The 20,441-nt window shown below is 61.9% G+C and carries 23 protein-coding genes; 9 read left to right on the top strand and 14 right to left on the bottom strand.

The genetic code is table 11. The annotated features are described in order from the left end of the window. Window positions 1-392: 392 nt before the first annotated feature. The 4 genes from AOC05_RS02125 (at window position 393) to AOC05_RS02110 (ending at window position 3,015) form a co-directional block, all read left to right on the top strand. Window positions 393-791 (top strand): hypothetical protein, encoded by a 399-nt coding sequence (locus AOC05_RS02125; protein ID WP_062005280.1) that lies wholly within the window; start codon window positions 393-395, stop codon window positions 789-791. A gap of 153 nt (window positions 792-944) precedes the next feature. After that, window positions 945-1,667, top strand: a complete 723-nt coding sequence (locus tag AOC05_RS02120) for a DsbA family protein (protein WP_062005279.1) — start codon at window positions 945-947, stop codon at window positions 1,665-1,667. A 3-nt stretch (window positions 1,668-1,670) separates the two neighbouring features. Then, complete coding sequence (locus tag AOC05_RS02115) at window positions 1,671-2,543, top strand: cytochrome c biogenesis CcdA family protein (protein WP_062005277.1); 873 nt, start codon at window positions 1,671-1,673, stop codon at window positions 2,541-2,543. A 1-nt stretch (window position 2,544) separates the two neighbouring features. After that, window positions 2,545-3,015: a hypothetical protein gene (locus AOC05_RS02110; RefSeq protein WP_062005275.1), complete on the top strand. Its 471-nt coding sequence runs from the start codon at window positions 2,545-2,547 to the stop codon at window positions 3,013-3,015. Between the two features lie 123 nt (window positions 3,016-3,138). On the opposite strand, the gene AOC05_RS19980 is transcribed toward AOC05_RS02110, so the two are convergent. The 5 genes from AOC05_RS19980 to AOC05_RS02090 form a co-directional block, all read right to left on the bottom strand. Next, on the bottom strand, window positions 3,139-3,516 hold the full coding sequence (locus tag AOC05_RS19980; RefSeq protein WP_231687163.1) for a hypothetical protein: 378 nt from the start codon (window positions 3,514-3,516) through the stop codon (window positions 3,139-3,141). Next, window positions 3,491-4,804 carry an acyl-CoA dehydrogenase family protein gene (locus tag AOC05_RS02105; protein ID WP_231687162.1) on the bottom strand — a complete coding sequence of 438 codons (1,314 nt, stop codon included), beginning with the start codon at window positions 4,802-4,804 and terminating at the stop codon, window positions 3,491-3,493. Before AOC05_RS02105 ends, AOC05_RS19980 begins: the two co-directional genes overlap by 26 nt. Window positions 4,805-4,846: 42 nt before the next feature. Beyond that, complete coding sequence (gene moaA / locus AOC05_RS02100; protein WP_062009227.1) at window positions 4,847-5,875, bottom strand: GTP 3',8-cyclase MoaA; 1,029 nt, start codon at window positions 5,873-5,875, stop codon at window positions 4,847-4,849. Between the two features lie 266 nt (window positions 5,876-6,141). Continuing rightward, the gene (locus AOC05_RS02095; protein ID WP_062005273.1) at window positions 6,142-6,822 is read right to left on the bottom strand and encodes an alpha/beta fold hydrolase; all 681 of its coding nucleotides are present in this window, start codon (window positions 6,820-6,822) and stop codon (window positions 6,142-6,144) included. Between the two features lie 47 nt (window positions 6,823-6,869). After that, window positions 6,870-7,451 (bottom strand): helix-turn-helix domain-containing protein, encoded by a 582-nt coding sequence (locus AOC05_RS02090; protein ID WP_082358103.1) that lies wholly within the window; start codon window positions 7,449-7,451, stop codon window positions 6,870-6,872. Between the two features lie 94 nt (window positions 7,452-7,545). On the opposite strand from AOC05_RS02090, the gene AOC05_RS02085 reads away from it, so the two are divergent. After that, window positions 7,546-8,472: an NAD(P)/FAD-dependent oxidoreductase gene (locus tag AOC05_RS02085; protein ID WP_062005269.1), complete on the top strand. Its 927-nt coding sequence runs from the start codon at window positions 7,546-7,548 to the stop codon at window positions 8,470-8,472. A 117-nt stretch (window positions 8,473-8,589) separates the two neighbouring features. Here the strand turns inward: AOC05_RS02085 and AOC05_RS02080 are convergent, their stop codons facing one another. After that, the gene (locus AOC05_RS02080; protein WP_154605076.1) at window positions 8,590-10,101 is read right to left on the bottom strand and encodes an acetyl-CoA hydrolase/transferase family protein; all 1,512 of its coding nucleotides are present in this window, start codon (window positions 10,099-10,101) and stop codon (window positions 8,590-8,592) included. A gap of 161 nt (window positions 10,102-10,262) precedes the next feature. On the opposite strand from AOC05_RS02080, the gene AOC05_RS02075 reads away from it, so the two are divergent. Next, window positions 10,263-10,625 (top strand): hypothetical protein, encoded by a 363-nt coding sequence (locus AOC05_RS02075; protein ID WP_062005267.1) that lies wholly within the window; start codon window positions 10,263-10,265, stop codon window positions 10,623-10,625. A 26-nt stretch (window positions 10,626-10,651) separates the two neighbouring features. Then, window positions 10,652-11,047 carry a hypothetical protein gene (locus tag AOC05_RS02070; RefSeq protein WP_062005265.1) on the top strand — a complete coding sequence of 132 codons (396 nt, stop codon included), beginning with the start codon at window positions 10,652-10,654 and terminating at the stop codon, window positions 11,045-11,047. 21 nt (window positions 11,048-11,068) lie between these two features. On the opposite strand, the gene AOC05_RS02065 is transcribed toward AOC05_RS02070, so the two are convergent. The 4 genes from AOC05_RS02065 to AOC05_RS19225 all read right to left on the bottom strand — a co-directional run bounded on the left by AOC05_RS02065 (window position 11,069) and on the right by AOC05_RS19225 (window position 13,553). Then, complete coding sequence (locus AOC05_RS02065) at window positions 11,069-11,434, bottom strand: hypothetical protein (protein ID WP_062005263.1); 366 nt, start codon at window positions 11,432-11,434, stop codon at window positions 11,069-11,071. A 75-nt stretch (window positions 11,435-11,509) separates the two neighbouring features. Next, entirely contained in the window at window positions 11,510-11,743 is a 234-nt protein-coding gene (locus AOC05_RS19680; RefSeq protein WP_186759005.1) for a hypothetical protein, read from the bottom strand. A 629-nt stretch (window positions 11,744-12,372) separates the two neighbouring features. Continuing rightward, window positions 12,373-13,257: a hypothetical protein gene (locus AOC05_RS02055; protein ID WP_062005259.1), complete on the bottom strand. Its 885-nt coding sequence runs from the start codon at window positions 13,255-13,257 to the stop codon at window positions 12,373-12,375. Between the two features lie 149 nt (window positions 13,258-13,406). Then, window positions 13,407-13,553, bottom strand: a complete 147-nt coding sequence (locus AOC05_RS19225; RefSeq protein WP_154605074.1) for a hypothetical protein — start codon at window positions 13,551-13,553, stop codon at window positions 13,407-13,409. 533 nt (window positions 13,554-14,086) lie between these two features. Between AOC05_RS19225 and AOC05_RS19220 the strand changes: the two genes are divergently transcribed. Beyond that, entirely contained in the window at window positions 14,087-14,272 is a 186-nt protein-coding gene (locus tag AOC05_RS19220) for a hypothetical protein (protein ID WP_157374872.1), read from the top strand. A 10-nt stretch (window positions 14,273-14,282) separates the two neighbouring features. Further along, a complete protein-coding gene (locus AOC05_RS02045) occupies window positions 14,283-15,056 on the top strand; it encodes a hypothetical protein (protein ID WP_062005255.1) in 774 nt (257 codons plus the stop codon). 64 nt (window positions 15,057-15,120) lie between these two features. Here the strand turns inward: AOC05_RS02045 and AOC05_RS02040 are convergent, their stop codons facing one another. The 4 genes from AOC05_RS02040 to AOC05_RS02030 form a co-directional block, all read right to left on the bottom strand. After that, window positions 15,121-15,663: a hypothetical protein gene (locus AOC05_RS02040; RefSeq protein ID WP_326832369.1), complete on the bottom strand. Its 543-nt coding sequence runs from the start codon at window positions 15,661-15,663 to the stop codon at window positions 15,121-15,123. A gap of 35 nt (window positions 15,664-15,698) precedes the next feature. After that, window positions 15,699-15,884, bottom strand: coding sequence for a hypothetical protein (locus AOC05_RS20520; protein WP_326832368.1), 186 nt, complete (start codon window positions 15,882-15,884; stop codon window positions 15,699-15,701). Window positions 15,885-15,938: 54 nt separating this feature from the next. After that, complete coding sequence (locus AOC05_RS02035) at window positions 15,939-16,787, bottom strand: SDR family NAD(P)-dependent oxidoreductase (RefSeq protein WP_062005253.1); 849 nt, start codon at window positions 16,785-16,787, stop codon at window positions 15,939-15,941. Window positions 16,788-16,864: 77 nt separating this feature from the next. Beyond that, window positions 16,865-19,984, bottom strand: a complete 3,120-nt coding sequence (locus tag AOC05_RS02030) for a DUF3427 domain-containing protein (RefSeq protein WP_420480387.1) — start codon at window positions 19,982-19,984, stop codon at window positions 16,865-16,867. Window positions 19,985-20,441 lie beyond the last annotated feature (457 nt).

Here is a 20,441-nt window from a genome sequence, read left to right as displayed (position 1 = left end):
TCTCCAGAAAAGCGACGGTCCCCCCGAAGGGGTGTCGCCGCTTCAACTACAAAAAACGCAACACTACAACTACGTCCAAGTATACATATCTATTGCGGGAATGCCAGTATTTCCTGAGAGGTACATCACGCAGGACCTGGCGATGCACCATGGAGCGCAAAAAATCGTTGATTTGCCGCGGATCTTAAAAGTCCGCACCGTGACATGACACTCATTGTTACCCTGCTGTTCACGGTCCCGGCGGACGAATTTCTCTCCATGCAGGAGAGAACCACGCCGCAAGCCGGCTTTCCTGCGCCCCTTCCCCCGACTGGGCAACAGGCAGCTGACGTATAGTAGGCAAAATGTGCCATGACCGGCCCAGGTAGGCACCACGGGTGAAAGGACAACGGATGCGAGGCACAAGCCCTAGCTTCCGTCTCCTCACCCACGCACTCCTGCTGGCGTTCGCAGCATTCGCACTTGTAGTCATTGGCTGCACGGGAGCACAGGCCTCCCCCGCCACAGTGACTTCCCCCACGGCCCGGAGTTCCACCGTGCAGTCCGCCACGGCTCAGAGTTCCGCCGTGCAGTCCACCGCACCGGGTTCCCCCAAGTGCGTACCCGGACGGGACAAAGCCAAGGTGGAACGCAACACCGTTGCACCGAATCCGGCACATCTGCAGCCCTCACCGGCGAACCCGGACTCCGCACGGCCAGACCGCGCCCGGGCGGACACGTCCGTGCTGCAGTTCTCGAGCAGGGACCCTGCGGCACTGACACATCTGGATCTAGGGATTGTAAGGACGTAGACCACGTGCGCCCGCGCCCACCCCGGCCCAAGAAGCATGGGTGGAGGCCGGCGTCGAACGTGTCCTTGTATATACGCATGGCGCACTGCCGCCGGACCGCAGTGAACTGCGGCCGCGGGAGAGCCGTGCCTGCACAATCCTGAAAGTTTGCTCATGAATACGAAAAAAACCCGGAATATCCTCCTGTCCCTTGTGCTCGGTGTTGCTCTTGTGCTGACAATTGTTTTCGTTGGCGCGACCGCCGGTGAGAACCGGGCGAAGCCCGCGGAACCGTCGGCCGGGGCGGTTGCCTCCTCCGCCGGCTCCGAGGCTCCGGCGGAGGAGTTCACTCTGGCGCGGCGGATCCCATCAGACCCCTTGGCCCTTGGCTCGGTAGATGCACCCGTTGTCATGATGGAGTACTCCGACTACCGGTGCCCCTTCTGCGGTGTGTACGCGCGCAAGACCCAGCCCGAAATCGTGAAGAAATATGTTGATAGCGGTCAACTGCGCATTGAGTGGCGCGACCTGCCGGTCTTTGGGGAATCCTCGGAGAAGGCCGCAGTGGCTGCTCGGGCGGCCGGGGAACAAGGCTTGTTCTGGGAGTTCAATGAGGCTGTCTATGCCGCGGCCCCGGAAAAGGGCAAGGCCGAACTGGCCGAGCCGGAATTGCTGAAGTTTGCCGAACAAGTTGGCATCCCGGACATGGCCAAGTTCGCCGCGGACCTCAACAGCCCCGAACTGCGGGCCCGGGTGAAAGCCGATCTGGCCGAGGGCACCTCGCTGGGGTTGAACAGCACGCCCACCTTTGTCATTAACAACCAGGCCATTCCCGGGGCACAACCCCTTGACGTGTTCAGCCAGGTCATCGATGAAGCATTGGCACAGGTCAAGTAGCCCATGGACATTGGATATACAGGGGCGTTTCTGGGTGGCATCCTGACCGTTCTGAGCCCCTGCTCAGTCATGTTACTTCCGGCGTTCTTTGCCTACGCCTTCGCCAGCCCCACCAAACTGCTGGGCCGGACCGCACTGTTCTACGCCGGTCTGCTGACAACGCTTGTGCCCCTGGGCCTGTTGGCCGGGCTGCTCGGCTCCTTGGTGCTGCAAAACCGGACCGTGCTGATCACTGTTGCGGCGGGCGTGGTCATTGTCATTGGAATTTTGCAGATCATCGGAGTTGACTTCCCGGGCCTGAGCCGACGGGCCGGTGCCGACGGTACCTCTGCGGTGTCCGTCTTTGTGCTGGGCTCGGTGTACGGCGTGGCCGGGGTGTGTGCCGGCCCCATCCTCGGTTCGGTGCTGGCTGTGGCTGCTGCGGGCGGCAATCCGGTCTACGGCGGGATCATGCTGGCGATCTTCGCACTCGGCATGGCCCTGCCGCTGGGGGTCCTGTCGCTGCTTTGGACTCGCCTGCGACTGGGCGAGCGTGGCTGGTTGAAACCGCGCCGCTTCCAGCTGGGCCCGTGGAAGAACTCCGTGTGGATGGTTGTCTCGGGCGTGCTGTCCATAGGGATTGGCCTGCTGCTACTGGCCACCCAGGGCACCTCCTCCCTGGGCGGCATCCTGACCATCGACGCCCAATACGAGGCTGAATCGTGGATCGTGGGGATCTCCACCAAGGTCTCCAACGTTGGTTTCGGCATTGCCGCGCTGGTGGTGCTGTTCCTTGCAGGCGGGGCTTACCTGTGGCGGACCCACCGTGCCGAAAAGCGTGTCGAGCGGCCGGCCGAACAGGCCCCCGCCGCGCGCAGCACCGCAGACGGGCACTGAGATGCTCGGCACTGTTGTAAGCAATCTCCGTGGGTGGCCGCGGCGGCGCTGGTTGGTGGGCGCCGCCGCGGCGGTCACCACGTATGTGGTGGTCGCCATTCCGACCGACCTGATCCCGAACCCGTTCTTTGGCCGCGAAATCCCGCCGACGTGGTGGTCCTACGCCGCCCTGGCCGCCAGCTCGGTGCTGACGGGCCTGCTCGTGGCAACGTATGTGGCATCCCCGCTGGCCGGCACGGGCGCAACGAACAAGTCCGGCGTATTCGCTTCGCTGCTGACTTTCTTCGCCGTGGGCTGCCCGGTCTGCAATAAATTGGTGCTGCTGGCGCTGGGGTCCTCCGGAGCCATGACGTTCTTTGAGCCGGTGCAGCCGCTGCTGGCGCTGCTGTCAATCGGGCTACTGGCGTGGGCGCTGCTGCGTCGGGTGTCGCAGGAGAATGCGTGCACGGTCCCGGCGGCGGCCACAGCGTAGACCGGCCCGGCGTGTGTGCGGTCGGTTGGATTTTCGGTGGACCTTTCCAGCGACCAATCCCCGCGTCTGCCAGGAGTGTTTGCGGCGTGTCACCAGGCACTGACAATGAGGTTCTCAGCCGCCCTACGTCCGCGCCAGGATCCCCGCGAAATCCGAGGCGGCTGGCAGGTTGCCGTAGTTGAAGGAGCGGTCCCCTCCCAGCCTGGAGGAGGTGAAGGCGTCCGCCACGGCCGCCGGTGCGAAACGGATCAGCAGTGCGGCCTGCAGCGCCAACGCCATCTTCTCCACCACATTCCGGGCCTGCCCGGCATGGTCTTGCGGGGCCGCCCTCACTGCAGACACCTGCTCGCGCAGCCGCGCCGTGAAGTCGTCAAAGGTGGGGGACGCCCCCGCGGCCAGCCGCAGTTCGGCAAAGAATGCGTCCACCGATTCGGGCTCGGTGGCCATGGCCCGCAGCACGTCCAGGGCGATTACGTTACCTGCCCCCTCCCAGATCGCCATCACCGGTTGTTCCCGGTACCGCATGGCCAGGGGGGAAGTCCTCGGTGTAGCCGTTGCCGCCCAAACATTCCATGGCCTCGTAGGCGTGGTTGGGCCCGCGCTTGCAGACCCAATACTTGGTGACCGCCGTCGCTAGGCGGCGGAACGCGCGCTCGGAGGGGACGGCGTCGTGGTCAAAGGCGCGGGACAGGCGCATGCTGACCACGGTGGCGGCCTCCGATTCCAGGGACAGGTCTGCCAGGACATTGCTCATGGCCGGTTGATCGATGAGTTTGGCACCAAAGGCGCGGCGGTGGCGCGCGTGCCACACGGCCTCGGCCACGGCCTGGCGCATCCCGGCCGCCGAGCCCAGGACGCAATCCAGGCGGGTTTGGCTGACCATACCCATGATGGCTTTCACGCCCCGGCCGGGATCGCCGATCCGCCAGCCCACCGTGTTGGCGAACTCAACTTCGGAGGACGCGTTGGAGCGGTTGCCCACCTTGTCCTTCAACCGCTGGATCAGGAACGTGTTGCGCTCCCCATCTTGCAAGGTCCGTGGCACCAAGAAGCATCCCAGCCCGGCGTCGTCCTGAGCCAGGACAAGAAACGCATCCGACATCGGGGCCGAGCAAAACCACTTGTGCCCGGTGAGCAGGAAGTTCTCCCCGTCGGGCACCGCAACGGTGGTATTGGCCCGCACATCGGAGCCGCCCTGCTTCTCCGTCATGGCCATCCCGAAAAGCGCCCCGGCCTTGCCCGCCACCAACTCCGGGCTGTAGCTGCGCGAGTACAGTCGCGGCAGCCACTGCGCTGCCAGATCCGGTGCCAGCTGCAGAGATTCGACGGCGGCATGGCTCATCGAAATCGGGCAAGCATGGCCCGGCTCCACCTGCGCAAACAGCATGAACGCCGCAGCCCGCGTGGCATTGGCGCCAACCTCCGGCCGTGCCCAGGCGGAGGTGTGCGCGCCCGCGGCCACGGCCTCCCCCATGATCCGGTGATACGACGGGTGGTATTCCACCTCATCGATCCGCTGCCCGTACTTGTTGTGCGTGTGCAGGATGGGCGCGTTCTTGTGCGCCAGCCGGGCGTCCTCCTGGAACTGTGCTGAGCCGACGACGGCGCCCACCGCCTCCAGCCCGCCCGTGGCACTCACGCCGGCCTCACCAACAGTTTGCAGGTACTGGGCCAGCGGGATGTTGGCCGTGTACTCGTTGATCCCGACCCGCGGCGGCGGCTGGTTCAGCACCTGATGCGTGGGGTAGCTGGCGGACGATTCGCTGGTTCCGGCGTCAGTGGCGGTCATGGCTACAGGCTACGCCTTCGGTGGTTGAGCGTGCCGAAACCCTCAGCCGCCGATGTAGCTCATCTCGATCTTCTTCAGCCCCGGCGTGTTGGCGCTGCGCAGCTGCGAGTACCTGTCGGAGCGGGCGCCCCAGAGCGCGGCCAGGGCGTCCTCCAACTCTGCGTCCGTGGCGCCGCCCCGTAGCAATGTCCGCAGGTCGTGGCCCTTCGTGGCGAACAGGCAGGTGAACAGTTTCCCGTCAGCGGACAACCGGGCACGCGTGCACCCGCCGCAAAACGCCCGGGTGACGCTGGAGATCACGCCAAACTCGCCGCCGTCGTCCTTGTACCGCCAACGCTGCGAGGTCTCGCCCCGGTAGTTGGCCTCCAGCGGCTCCACGGGGAAGACCCGGTTGATGCGTTCCACCACTTCCGCCGACGGCACCACCTGGTCCATCTTCCAACCGTTCGACGACCCCACATCCATGTACTCGATGAACCGCAGGATGAACGGTGTGCCGCGGAAATGCCGAGCCATGGCGAGAATGTCCTGGTCGTTGAGCCCCCGCTTGAGCACCATGTTGACCTTGACCGGCCCCAGCCCTGCCTCCTGCGCAGCGTCGAGGGCGTGCAGGACCTTGGCAACGGGGTAGGCGACGTCGTTCATGGCTTGGAAGACGGCGTCGTCCAGGGAATCCAACGAGACCGTCACCCGGTCCAGGCCTGCAGCCTTGAGCACCTGCGCCTTCTGGGCCAGCACAGTCCCGTTGGTGGTCATGGCCAGATCCGGCGGTTCACCCTCCGGGGTCCGCAGCGCGGCGAGCATGCCCACCAGGTCCTCTATGCCCCTGCGCAGCAACGGTTCCCCGCCGGTGAGCCTGATCTTGCGCACGCCGTGGGCCATGGCGATCGACGCCAGCTTGGTGATTTCCTCGAAGGTGAGCAGCTGCTCCTTGGGCATGAACGCGAAGTCGCGGCCAAAGATCTCCTTGGGCATGCAGTAGACGCAGCGGAAGTTGCAGCGGTCGGTGACCGAGATCCGCAAGTCCCGCAACGGCCGCCCGAGCGTGTCCGTCACCTGTTGTGTGTCCATGGTGAAACCCTCTTCGCGTGGCACGGGAAGGAACCGAGCCCTTGTCATCCAGCGTAGGCCGGTCCGACGCCGGCGTCGAGGGTTGGGCGGGGCGCCCACAGTTTCCATATGCGCAGGACCAGGAGCGGGTCTTGCGCATACCAAAATTTCGCTTCCCGCATGCGTGGAACCGGGCGTGGGTTTTGCGCCACAGGACAAGATGAGCTGAACTGGCGAGGTATCCAGCGCATAGCGAAAGAACCGCAGCCGGCTACAAGACAAGAAGGCTACCCGAGAGCCGCGCACGCACTGTCCAAGAACTGCGCAACCTCGCGCGGCCGGGACAGCATGGGTGCATGACTGGAATCGATCCAGGTGACGGTGGCACCCATCCGCTGCGCCATTTCGTGCTGCAGCACAGGCGGCACGGCACAGTCCTGGGTGGCCAGCAGGTAGTGGGAAGGCAGGTCCAGCCACGCGGGTCGCCCGGCCCTGGCCCGGTCAAGGCCGATCCGCACCAGTCTTTGCACCGCTGCTGCTATGGCAATGGCGCCGGCGGGAGCATCGGCTGCTATCACCTCGCCGAAATGGTCCCGGTGTATATAGGTGTAGCCGTCGGAAACCATCACGTGTGCCGGGATCAGGCTGCCGGGATGCCGCCTGGACAGCTCGCTGACGGATTCGCCCTCGGCGGGAGCAAACGCGGCCACATAGGCGAGTGCTTTGACGGCGGGAACATCCCGTGCAGCCTCGCCAATCACTGCGCCACCGTACGACCACCCCACCAGCAAAACCGGCCCAGTGACCGTGGCGAGGGTGCGGCGCACGGAGGCAACGTCGTCGCCCATGGACTCCAGGGCCAGCTGGGCTGCCACCGGATGGTGCCCCAGGGACGCCAGCTCTGTGATGACCGCAGCCCAGCTGGACCCGTCCGACCACAGCCCATGCACCAGCACTATCGTTGCCATCGCGCCCGCCTCACCGTTGAAGTTGTCCCCACGGTAGCAAACGGCCTCTACCTGGCCGGGGCCGCACGCACGTGCACGCGTTCGCCCTGCGGGCCAAAGAGCGTCAGGAATTCCACGCTGTCCGTGGTGGCGCGGCCAAACCAGTGCGGGGTGCGGGTGTCGAACTCCGCCGCCTCGCCCTGTTTGAGTACAAAGTCGCGCGCCCCCAGCACCACGCGCAACTGCCCGCGCAGCACGTACATCCACTCATAGCCCTCGTGAACCTTCGGCTCCGGCTGCGGCAGCGTGGGGCCGCCGGGCAGCAGGTGTTTGAACGCCTGCACGCCCCCGGCGCCCTTGCTCAGCGGCAGGATGGTCTGCCCGTTGCGGATGACCGGGCGCAGGTGGATGCGCGGATCCCCTGTCGCGGGGGCACCCACCAGCTCATCCAGGGGTACGGAGTAGGCGCGGGCCAGCGGCAGCAGCAGTTCCAGGTTGGGCCGGCGCTGCCCAGATTCCAGCCGGGACAGCGTGCTGGCGGAAATCCCGGTCTCCTCCGACATCTCCGCCAGTGTCTTGTTCCGCTGTAGCCGCAGCCCCTTGAGGCGGGGACCGACACCGGACAGCACTTCCTCGGTGTCATCACTCATAAGGAGAGTTTGCCACTTCAGCAACAAACTTTGCCAACTTGGGATGCCGGGGCGCACGCTGGAAGGACATTCAATCCAGCAGAAGGCGGACATCATGACAGAGGTAATCATCATTGGCGGGGGCGCTGCCGGACTCAGTGCGGCGCTTCTTTTGGGCCGCTCGCGCCGCTCGGTCCTGGTGATCGACGCCGGGGCCCCGCGCAATGCGCCCGCTGCCGGCGCCCACGGCTTCCTCACCCGCGACGGCGTTGCTCCTCTTGAGCTGACCCGCCTGGGCCGCGCGGATTTGGAGCCCTACGACGTGCAGATTGAGCACGGAGAAGTTGTTGGCGCCGAACGCACCAATGAAGGGTTCCGTATCTCCATGGAGGACAGCTCCGTGTTTGAGGCGCCGCGCATCCTAGTCACCACGGGTTTGGTGGATGAGCTTCCGGACATCCCCGGGCTGCACGAACATTGGGGCAAAGACCTAGTGCACTGCCCGTACTGCCACGGCTGGGAAATCCAGGACCAGGCCATCGGGGTGATCGGCAACGGTTCCTTCGCCGTGCACCAGGCGCTGCTTTTCCGGCAATGGTCGGCGAACATCACCTTGTTCCTCAACGACTCAATGCAGCCCACCAAGGAAGAGTTTCTCCAGCTCTCGGCCCGCGGCATTCCCGTGTTTTCCAGTCCGGTAGCCCGGATTCACAGTACGGACGGCGCGGTGAGCAGTGTCGAATTGACGGATGGCTCCTTGCATTCGGTCCAAGCTTTGACTGTGCAGTCCCGGGTGATGGCGCAAGCAGGGTTTCTCGCCGGACTAGGCCTTATGCCCTCGGCAAATCCATTCGGTGAGACCATCGACTCCGACGAGACGGGTCTGACCGCCGTTCCCGGAGTTTGGGCAGCGGGCAATGTCACCGACATGAAAACCACGGTGCTGGCCGCAGCCCAGGACGGCGCCAACGCCGCCACCATGATCAACATGGACATGATGGCCGCAGAACTGGCCGACGCCGTCGCGGCACACACTGCCTGACCGGGGCGCCGATCAGCGTGAAACGACAAAGAAGTGCCCCGTTCCCGTGTCCAAAGGGGACACGGGAACGGGGCACTTCTGCAGGATCTCGACGAGCTCGATCACCGCTGCGCCAACCTACGGGCGCATGTCGCCTGTGTCGATGAAGCGCTGATGCCAGGACAGTGCCTCGCCCAGCAGGTGCGGGGTGTGCTTGCCGTAGGAGTCGCGCGACGCCCGGGCAAAATAGTCCTCAAGCATCGGCTTGTAGTCCGGGTGCGCACATTTTTCCACGATGACGCGGGCGCGCTGCTTCGGGGCCAGCCCGCGCAGATCGGCCAGGCCCTGCTCGGTAATCAGGATCATGGTGTCGTGCTCGGTGTGGTCAACATGGCTGGCCATCGGGACGATGCCGGAGATCTTCCCACCCTTTGCTGTGGACGGGGACATGAACACTGACAGGAAGCCGTTGCGGGCAAAGTCGCCCGAGCCGCCAATGCCGTTCATGACATGTGAGCCCACCACGTGGGTGGAGTTCACGTTGCCGTAGATGTCGGCCTCGATCATGCCATTCAGGGCGATGCAGCCCAGCCGACGGATCAGCTCAGGGTGGTTGGAAATCTCCTGCGTGCGGAAGACAATGCGCTCCCGGTAGAAGTCAACGTTACGGTTGAATTCCTCAATGCCGGCCTCAGACAGGGAGAAAGAGGTGGCTGAGGCGAACGCCAGGGTGCCGTCCTTGATCAGTTCCAGCATGCCATCCTGGATGACCTCGGTGTACGCCTTCAGGCCACGGTAGCCGCCTCGGGACAGCCCGGCCAGCACGGCATTGGCGATGTTGCCCACGCCTGACTGCAACGGCAGCAGCTTGTCGCTCATGCGTCCCTTGGCGATTTCGCCGTCCAGGAAGTCCAGCAGGTGGTCGGCGATCTGGTTGGAGGCCTCATCCGGTGCGGCGAATGCGGAGAGGCGGTCCGGCGCGTTCGTCTCGACGACGGCGATGATCTTCTCCGTGTCGACGTGCAGGTACGGGACGCCGATGCGGTCTTCCGGCTCGGTCAGCTGGATCGGCATGCGGTGCGGAGGCAGCGCGGTGCCATAGTAAATGTCGTGCATGCCTTCCATGGCCGCCGACTGTTGGCTGTTGACCTCAATGATCACGGCATCCGCCATGTCCAGCCAGGTCTTGTTGTTGCCCACGGACGATGACGGAATTAGCCGGCCGTCCTCCAGAATTCCAACGACTTCGACGATGGCGATATTGATGCCGCCGTAGAAGCCGAACCAGGTGTGCTGGGCGACATGGCTGAGGTGGATGTCCATGTAGTCGAGTTCGCCGTCGTTGATCCGCTTGCGCAGCGCCGGGTCAGACATGTACGGCAGGCGCAGCTCCATGCCGCCCACCTTCGCCAGGACGCCGTCGAGCTCGGGGGCCGTGGAGGCGCCGGTGAGGACCTTGATCTTGAACGACTCGCCCTTGGCGTGCACTTCCTCCATCTGGGAGGCAAGCGCCTGCGGCACGGCCTTGGGGTAGCCGGCACCGGTAAAACCGCTCATGGCCACCGTCATCCCAGGTTTGATGAGTGCCGCGGCAGCCGCCGCACTCATCCTCTTTTCCAACAACCCGGTATGGCGAATTCGATCGTGCACGGTGGCCCTTTCCTTCAAAAAGCTTGACACACATAGCTTGAATGTCATCCAGACCACTATAGACGGTGACCAACAATACACCCAGTCATGACTTTCGTCTATAGTTTTCGTACTTCTTAAGTGCGACGGCGGCACCTCGTGAAGACTGATAGAAATAGAGCATGACTGATCCCACAATGTCGCCGACAGCTAAGAGTGAACAACTGCTGGCACCCCGTTCGCAGCTGACCGGCACCCTGGCTTCCCTTGTGTGTTGGGCAATAGTCATTGTTCCCCTGATTGTGATGGCGACGATGATCTTCGGACTGGTCATGAACCCCGATACGAGCCTGGCAAATATCGGCAAGATTGCGCTGATTGCCCTCGGTGCCGTCCTGCTATTTTGCATGATCGCCGCGCCGCACTTCGTCGGCCAGGCCGTGATCCACCGGGAGCGAGCCATGTGGCGCGCTGCCCTGTGGACAGGCATTCCCACCGCGGGCGCCATCATTTTCCTGCTTGTTGTGTGGGTTGGCAGTATTTAGTCAGGCATACCTGCTACAAATGACCCATGACCAAACCGCGCCACGAAACCCGATCCCCACGGTTGGCCTCTCCCACTTCCAGCCCGTTGCAAAAGCCGCAACGGTCGGTGGGTTGGGCCATCGGCATTACGCTGATCGGGTGGATCGTGGTGGCCGCGCCGGTAGCCGCGATGGGAATACTCGCCTACCTGCTGATTTTCTCGGCAGGCGGCGAGCCCGATCCCGCAGGACTGATCATGCAAGGAATCCTCAGCGCAGCCATGATGCTCTGCATGATCGCCTTTCCCGTCTTGTTGGGACTGGCTGCCATGAAGCGACGCCGTGGCCTGTGGATCAGCGCCATCATCACCGGCGCCCTCAGCGTGGCGACATTCATCTACGTCTCCGGCACCTACTTCGGGCCGCCAACCGTCTCAGGCTAACTCCCTGATCACTGCCGGTGTTCACTGCCCGACGACGTGGCGGTGCAGGCACACGGCCGCTCTCCCCTCCAACAACTCAGATAAACCGCGGGAAGACACCGCACAAACATGGTGGGCAGAGGTGGATTCAGTCAGAAGATCCAGGATCTTCTGACTGTACTCCCGGACTTGGTCGGCAACTATCTGACCGCTTAAGTCGCCGTGAATGAGCACAGAGATGTTCCCTGACATTTTGGTTGTCACCCTTGCACCCGCCCGCTCCAGCAGGGCGTGAACCTCGTCCCGGTGCTCGTGCTCGCCACGGATCGAAACCTTGCCTGTAGCAATCACCACTTGGTTCCGCAACGTTGTGACCCGCCCCGAGCACGTGCAGTCATTCTTCTTCATGATGTTCAGTCCTATTTGAGTTGGTCTATGCAGCGGTTCGGAGCGGGCGGTCCTGGCCGTCCCAGAAGTCCCCCGCTATCTTTGGAGGTGCGTCCGCACGCGGAAGAACTTCCGCCGGCAGATTTCGGTGAGGGCATTTCCTGGCTTGTCTTGCCCATCTGCCCACGCCTCATGTTCCAACGGCGTGGTTGTTTTCATGACGTCCTGGGCCGACGGGGCCAGATCACTGTCACCGCAAAAGAGCACAATCTTTTCGAAGGCGCGGGACTCGGCGGCTTTGACCAGGTCAAGCCCCAGCCGCATGTCCACCCCTGATTCCTTCGGCGTCTCTCTCCCCCACCCATAGAGCATCGGCTCATGGTGGCCAGCAATTTTGGGATCTTTCCCCCAGCGCGCTCTCTCGTCCCGAGAGATTTGGCCGGCTTGAGGATCCCGCTGGAAGTCGGGGCTTCCGCGGTACAGATACACCTGATCAACCTCCGATTGAATCGACATGAGCTCCACTATTCGGTCCGCTATCAGCAGCGGGTTGATATGTGTTCTCCCCCTATCCAAGTTCGGCGAATAAATGCCATGCCCCAGTAGATGAACGTTCGACTAGTCAAGGAAGACTGCTATTTTCGCCATAAGATTTGCCCCTGTTAACAGTTGAAGCCGCCACGTTTCCGTGACGGCGATTGGCGTTGCACCATTGCTGGACCTGAATTATCCGGCGCAATTCTGCATGAAATTATTAGTGCAAACCTTCATTAGGACTAGTACTTTTCAGGCCAAATACGCAAAAATCCCCACATCAACAGGTGCGGGGATTGCTCTGGCACAAGTTTTGCAAGTCACGGCCCTGGCATCAATACAAACACCAGACTCAGATCCGTGCCCCCGACGTATGAAAAGTGGCGGGCCAGTCGCTGTGGACCAGCCCGCCACGGCTCACGGATCTACTTGGCGTTCCAGTACACGCGCTGGTCTTGCTTGATCGAGAACATGGGCTCGACAAAGACCTTGCTGTCGGCAACTGCGCCTGCCGGAACATCCATGCAGACCTGGTAGTCAGCAGTGGCACCGGTTCCCAGGGTTGGGAGGGATGTTCCTGACTTCTCCAGCGCTGCCATGCAGGTGCTGGTGTCGTACTGGCGGGCGTCGCCGCCAGCAAACTTCGGGGTCAGATCAATCCACGGGTTGCCTTCTTTGGCACCGACATACTTTACGGAGATGTCCACCAACACGTACTGACCCTTGGCCGGGACGTTGTTGGGATTGGCCGCCGCAATCGCATCGCCAGCATTGGGATTGACCCTCATGACGGCTACTTCATAGTCACCACCGACCTTGGCCGTGGCACCCAAGGCGAGGCTGGCGTCGTCGGCCTTTTTCTGGTCCTTGGGTGCGGTGTCAACCACCCCATCCGCACTGTCGCTGATGGACTTGCTGATGCCGTCGAGCATGGACGAGTACATGGCCTGCGAGGCCAGCACCCCGACCAGGGCAACCACGGCAATTATCACCGCAGCGATGGAAGTTCCCTTGGCCTTGGAACGCTTCTTGACCGAAATGATCAGGGCCGGGATGCCGAAGCCCAGGGCCAGCAGTCCAAGGAAGAACACCAGGTTGTTCACGATCGGAACCCAGCACAACACCAACGAGACAACCGCAAGGATCAAGGCGGTGATGGCCAGGGCCTTGCCGGCGCCCTTGTTGCCAGCGGGTTCCGGCAGCGGCGCAAACTGGCCGGGCGGCGGATAGCCCGGACCACCGGCTGGCGGCATGGTCGACGGCGGCGCATAGTAGGACCCTTGCTGCTGGTCCGTTGTTTCATTCCCCAAAGTAGTTCTCCTCATGCGAGTGATGCGAGGAGGCAACTATTGCCCCCTCCAGCGCCGGATTCGAGCGGAATCCGATCTAGAACTCACTGTAGAAGGAGGGTCTGACATTGTAGGGCGGGCAGGTGCCGGGCGTCGTACCGGAACCTGCTCTACGGGGCCAGGCTTGCGGAACAGTCCTTGTCGGAGACCAGGACTGCGAGCGAAATATCGGTGGCACCCTTCTCATACATTCTCAGTTCACCACCGTGCTTGTCGGTCGAACTGATCCCGGTCCAGCCCCCTTTGAGGGAGTCCATGCCCGCAATTTCGCAAAAAGCCGGCATCACTGAGAATCGGGTTGATGGTTTTCATTACCGGCTCCCAGCCGTCGGCGAGCTCGCGCAACGAATCCTGTGAACGCAAGGTGCCGATCGTGAGGGAGCATTTGCCGTCGTCATGGGCCACCATGCGGGTCTGGCGCCCTGCACCGGAAGCCACTGCTGTCCCGAGTAATCCCGTGCCAGGGCGTCCGCCAAATCAGTGGACAACTGCTGAAATTGCGGCCCCGCCTCGGCTGCGCTGGGCAACGACGGGCCGGAGCAAGCCACAGCGGCCAGCCCCGTACAAACCACCAGTACCAGCGCAAGGCCGGGTCGACGTCGTCCATTCACCATGGATTCACCTTACCGGTTCCACCGAATCGCCCGTATGCGGTGAACAGTTGGAGCGCACGGCCGCCACATTTTCTGCCGCACTTGTCCACATCAGAGGGAACGGTCAAGATGCCCAGCGGTTCACAACGACGTGGAACCCGCAGCATCGGGGCCAGCTGACGCGCACGAGACTAGGCTTGCGCCAGGCCGCTGAGGCCCTGAACAAGAACGCCGACGAGCAGGAGAAAGCAAGTGCGGGCGACGACGGCATGCACGGCGGCAACCAGCAGGCCAGCAGGGACAAACCGGGAGACCCCGAGACTGGTGGCATGGGCGAGTACCACCCGCTGCCCATTCAGATTCCCTTGGACAACCGACCTTGACCCGCACAACATGCGGCAGAGAAACGTGGGTGACTACTGGTTCCTGGCGGCGGCCGGCGCGGTGGCAAAGAACGATCCACAATGGATCCGGGACCATGTGTGGCAAAACCCGGACGGGACATGGACAGTTAAAATGTTCAAGGATGGGGAGTCCGTCTATATCCAGGTTGAACCGACCGTCCCCGAGAGGGCAGCCAGCGACGCCCATGGCAAAGACGGGATCGAGGCCATCACCGGTCAGCCAATCAAGTCCACGGGGGAATCAAACTTTGATGACATCTCTGAGCGGCTAAAGAACGACCCGGTCACCGTCGGCACCAAAACTGATCCCAACGGGGCCTGGTTCTTTCAACATAGGGTTGACCACAACCACGCCGTCCCAAATCCCGAATACATCGTGGATTCAGTTGCGGAGCACATCAACCCCGAAACAGGTGAGAGCCAACGGATGATCCACCTGCTCAATCCTTGGGGACCCGACGGTGGAAATCTCGACGGCGACACCCCCACCAGATGGGCCAAACCAGCGCTGGGGCGATTTGTGGCTGACCGAAAAGGAATACAAGCAGAACTCCGACTCGGTTGCTTCCGGTACCGCGCCCAAGAAATAGGAGAGCACCATGGAAACCATCAGCGCAAAACAAGGCTCGCAGCCGGGGACCAGACCATGACACTCACGGAAACCGAATCGATGGCAGTTCCAGGACACGGCCTGTTGACACTCGAACACGTGTCCACAGAGGGGAAGGGCTCGGTCACCATTAGCCTGCACGACGCCGAATAGCTCCAGCCCGGGCCGTTCCAGTTCGGGACTGCTGGCAGGCCGGAACTGCAAGGGCGGGGATTCGCTAGGCGCCGCGCAGCACGTCCTTCGTGGCGTGGTTGTAATGGAAAGTGACGTGACCGCCGTCGTGCGTGAACTCGTGGTTGGCCCCGTCCAGAAACCCGAACGCGCCATAGTTCTGATCCCAGGAACCGTTCGCCACGGCCTTGTAGCTGTAATTTCCGGCTGGCAGTTCGGCGCTCAGCTTCCAGATGCCGGAATGGGCATCCAACACCATCTGCACGCCGGCATGACCCGGGTCCCAGTTCTCCATGGCACCCAAAACGGTGCCAAAGTCGCCAGCCAGGGCGACGGACTGTGGCTGGTCCCCCAGTACGACGCCGGGCTCTCCTGCGGGTGCCTTCGAGGCGGGCTTCCTGGGTGCAGCCTTGGTGGACGGCTTCTTGACGGCGGGTTTCCTGGCGGCCGGCTTCGCCGGTAGCGGCGTGTCAGCCGGAACTGGGGTGGCGTTGGCAAGGGCTGCTGTCAACGATGCGACGTGGACGAACGCGACGGTTGCTTTCAGGCCGTCGTCGGTGATCTCCCACCCGCTGCGACCCTTGGTCATCCAGCCGGCCTTGACCAAATCAGCTGTTGCCTTGGTCAGGTTCTTGTGACCACGGGGATGCCGCCGCTGAGCAGTTCGGCTTCATCCTTAGCGAAGGGAATGCGGGCAACTGCCTCGGCCAGAACTGCTCCCCCGTTCGGCTTCTCGTCCAGCCATGACCCTGCGGCCATGATGTCCAGAACTTCCTTGAGTCGGCGGTTTGTGTTGTCTCGAGCGCTCACAGTTGTCCTCCTAGAAAAGCGGGTACGTTCCTACTGTGGCACCCAAAATGCCCACTATCCAGTAGGTGACGAAGTCCCGAGCCAAGGCCCCACCATGCTTTCGCTGCGCGCCCAAAGGTCTGCGGCCAGGCGGGTGTTATGCGCCTGTTTGCTTGTCCGCGCAATCTTCTGTTTTGCATAGTACTCCCCGGATTCCCAATCCAGTCCAGGCTGCCCAATAGCCAGCCATACCAAGGTCTGCGCACCCTGCGCCGGTGTCAACATGTACTGCCGCATTCCGCTGCCATAGGCGAAGCGCATGAGACTCGTTGACCCTGCGGAGAAGTTGGTGGCCACCCCGCCCGGGTGGAAGGCCGCCGTCGTCAATCCGGTGCCGCTGAATCGTCTGTGAAGTTCCTTGGTGAACAAGATGTTGGCCAACTTCGCATTCCCGTAGGCCCTGTTGGCGGAGTATTTCTTGCCTACGTTCAAATCCTCGATATCCAGTTTTCCGAATAGCTTATGGGCGACACTGGAAGTGTTGATGACTCGGGCGTCGCTGGCAACGAGGATATCGGCCAGCAGTTTTGTGAGCAGGAAAGGTGCCAGATGGTTCACTTGTAGCGTCTTCTCAAACCCATCCACGGTCAGCTCACGCCGCCCCATGATTCCGCCGGCGTTGTTGGCCAGTACGTCGATCCGCCCGTACCGTTCCCGCAAGGCTCCGGCGAGCTCTCGCACCTCGTCCAATCGTTCAAAGTTGGCCACGAAATGCTCTGCACCGATTTCCCCGGCAACAGCCTGGGTTCGTTTCGCAGAGCGGCCAACCACGACGATCGTATCCCCTGTCTGGGCCAAAGTACGAGCCGCGGCCTCGCCGATTCCGCTGCTGGCCCCCGTGATGACAATCGTGCGTGCATCCATGTATCCTTGCCGTCCTTCTCCGTGGTTATTCTCGAAGACCACCGTAGCAACCCAAAGCGGGAGATTCGGTGGAATAGCTACTGCGCAACTGCAGCGGCCTCAATATAAACGTCGGCGGGCATGGGCCGTTGCAGCTTCCAGGTGATCGCAATGGGCTTTTCGCCCTTGTGCTGGACATAGTCGACTTGTCCCAGACACGTGTAGGGAATGGTCAAACCGGTCTCGTCTTCCGCCGCATCACGGGTGAACAACAGAATATTTGAGCCATGGGCTTTACGGTTCAGATACCTCTGGCCAGTGGGGCTCGACGGCGAAGTGGCGTTTTGGGATTCCCAGTGAAATAGCTCAGGACTGAGTGCATAGTCCTTGTACATCGTTGTGGCGGAGTGGTTCGCCTCGTCCTTGTTCAAGGTCACGAAGAATGCGTCTGTCCTGCTTTGTGGACACCAGGCAACACCCTCACGGTGTTTGATGTTCTTCCCGAGTTCCAATGAGCCATAATCCAGGGCTGCCAAGATTTCCTCGCGCCGATAGGTGGCGTGTGAAAACAGTGGAATGGCAGAAAATTCCATGCCGAGGCTTTTTCCTGCCCGCTTTGAGGCTGCGGCACCCAGGGCAACAACCTGCTGAATCTCGTTGCAGACGGAGGGATGCCGGCGCAAGCACTCAAAGCCTTCATCGTAGGATCCGAAACCGCCGGCGTCGTCCCACAAGGTGAAGAACAGCATGCGGGCAAAGACTTGTTCACGCGGGCCAAGACTGGCATAGCTGGGAGCCTGCGCTGACACCAGCCGCGAATAGGCTTCCGCGCGCTCGCGATCATCCACGTGGATCAGTGCGGCCATCCGGCCAAGGAGCTTCTTTTCCTCGACGCTGGAGAATTGCTCGAGCTTTCCTTGCGCCGCTGCCTCGGCCGGAGATACCCAGTCAATGAGACCAGCCAGGCGAAGATACTCGGTCCAGGAATTCCTGGTTGTCTTGTAGACCGTCTTGACGTCGTTCCCGGATTTCTCCAGGTAGGCATCCAACAACAGCTCACCATAGGACCTGATGTCGGCTGCCAACTTCGGCTTGTTCAGGTTCAGCTGCACTTTCAGGTTCGCCAACACAACATCCTTGGCAACACGATCCAGTACAATCTGTGAACCGGACGGCAGGTATGGAAATTCGTCGTCGACAGCCCTCTCCAACTGCTTGCGTCCATAGCCGGTCATCGCCCTGAATCGGACATCAAAGCGGAATTCGCGGTGTTGCTGTCCAATAAAATCAAGCACAGTCAGCACAGACTTCTCCGGTGAACGGCGCAGCCCGCGCCCCAGTTGCTGGATGAAAATTGTGGCGCTCTGAGTCGGACGAAGCAGCAGAATCGTGTCCACTTGCGGCAGATCCAGGCCCTCATTAAACAAGTCGACGGCGAAGATGCAATTGACCACCCGCTGACGCAACTGTTCAAGTGCAAGGGCCCGTTCTCCGTCGTCCGTCTTGCCGGACACCGCAACCGACACAATCCCGGCACGGTTAAACACCGCCGCCATGTACTCGGCATGCTGCACCGAGACGCAAAAGCCGATGGCCCGCATGCCTGCCGTGTCCGTCACCTTGTCCTGCAGCTCTTTGATGACCTTGGCCGCCCGCGCGTCGTTGCCCGTGTAGAGGGCGCTGAGTTGCTGGAGGTCGTAGGAGCCGCGTTTCCATTCCAGGTGGCTCAGGTCGACGTCGTCGGAGACACCGAAATAATGGAATGGCACCAGAAGATCAGCAGCGAGGGCATCCCAAAGCCGCAATTCACTGGCTGTGCGTCCATCGAAGAACTCTTCGGCGACGTGAATTCCATCCCCGCGTTCAGGAGTGGCCGTCAGTCCCAGCAACTCCTTGGGCGCCAGATGATCGATGAGCAAGCGATAGGTAGGCGCGGCAGAGTGGTGGAACTCATCAATGACGACGACGTCGAACCGGTCCGCGGGCAGCTCCAGGATGCCCTTGGCCGAGAGCGATTGAACACTGGCGAAGACGTGCTTCCACTGTTCGGGCTTGTGATCGCCGACGAAGAGCTCGCCAAAGGAGCCGTCCTGCATCACATTGCGGTACGTCGTCATGGACTGCAGAAGGATTTCCTTGCGGTGGGCGACGAAAAGGAGCGAGAGGTCCTTGCCCGCTTGTTGGCACAGCGTCTTGAAGTCCAGGGCGGCGATCACCGTTTTGCCCGTGCCAGTGGCTGCGACGAGCAGGTTGCGGTGGAAACCCTTGACGCGCTCGGCCTCAAGATCTTCCAGCATTTCCACTTGGTGAAGGTACGGCTCAACTTCCAGCCCGGTGTAGCCCGTGGGGGCCGCGGTTTGTTTGCCGCCGTTGCGCTGGAGCGCGGCATCAAGCTTCGCTGCATCTGTTTCGGGGTTGTAGGACTGGAACGCGCGTTGTTCCCAGTAACTGTCAAAGGTGATGGCAAATTTCTGCAGGAGTGCCGGAGTCCCGATGTTTGACAGACGGACGTTCCATTCCAAGCCATCCAGCATGGCCGCCTGGCTCAGATTGGAACTGCCAACGTAGGCGGTGCTGAAGCCGGTGCTGCGATGGAAGAGCCAGGCTTTCGCATGAAGCCTGGTCGATTGGGTCTCGTAGCTGATCTTGACCTCGGCGCCATATTTGTTGACGAGGTGGTCGATGGCCCGACGCTCAGTGGCGCCCATGTAGGTGGTGGTGATCACCCGGAGCTTGCCGCCACGCTCCCGCAATCCCTCAAGGGCCGGTTCCAGAAGGCGAATGCCCGTCCAGCGAATGAACGCGCACAAGAGGTCCACCGAGTCTGCCGATTCCATCTCGGCACGGATCTCTGCAGCAAGGTTCGGATCATCCTTGCCATTTGTCAGCAGCGCACTGTCACTGAGGTTTGTTGTTGGCCTGCGCAACTGGCGCCGTTTCAGCCCATCAGGTCTGTGAAGGGACCGGAGCTGGGTAGGTCCTTGGGTGATCTGGTGTCCAGGACTGATCAGCGTCAGAAGCTGGTTGGTCCTAGCAACCCGGTCCTCTTCCCGGGTTTGCACGAGCATCTGTTCGACGGCTTCACCAACGTGCCTGGCAAGCGCTTCTGGTGAGGCATCCTTGCCGATGCCCTCGACGGTGGGCTGCAAATCCGGCACAGCAGCAAGCCGGCGGCCAAGGGTGTTGGTGTGTAGGAGCTCGTAGAGTCCCTCGGCCAGTTGTTCCGGCACTTCATCCCCATCAAATGTGTTCACTTCGCCAGGGTATGCGGTGGGTGCGACAAAGACGAACGAACGATGACGACCCCCGACTGTCTGACCATGATGCTAAAACTTAGGGTGAGCGCCTTTCCTGCCAGCGGCAACCTGAAACACAACATTTAAGGATTCACTTTGGAGCTAACTGCTGTCTTGATATTCTTCGCTGCCTTGGCGGCTGTGGCAATTCTCGTGGCCAATGCCTTGGGCGCCTTAGCCCAGCGGAACCAGAAACTAAAGTGCGGGCGAAATGGCCCAACCTTACCTCCAACAGGTTCCAGCCGTGTGGAAACGCCCCGGAGACTCCAGCGCCGACCGGGGCCAGTGGTGGCGGCGGAGGCCAGCTCAAAGACCGTGGAGACTCAAGCCATGGCTACTGGAATTCAAGCAGCTGCGCCTATCGATATGGAGGGACGGT

Source organism: Arthrobacter alpinus (genome assembly GCF_001294625.1).
Lineage (GTDB): Bacteria > Actinomycetota > Actinomycetes > Actinomycetales > Micrococcaceae > Specibacter > Specibacter alpinus_A.
This window is presented reverse-complemented; position numbering and strand designations above follow the sequence as displayed.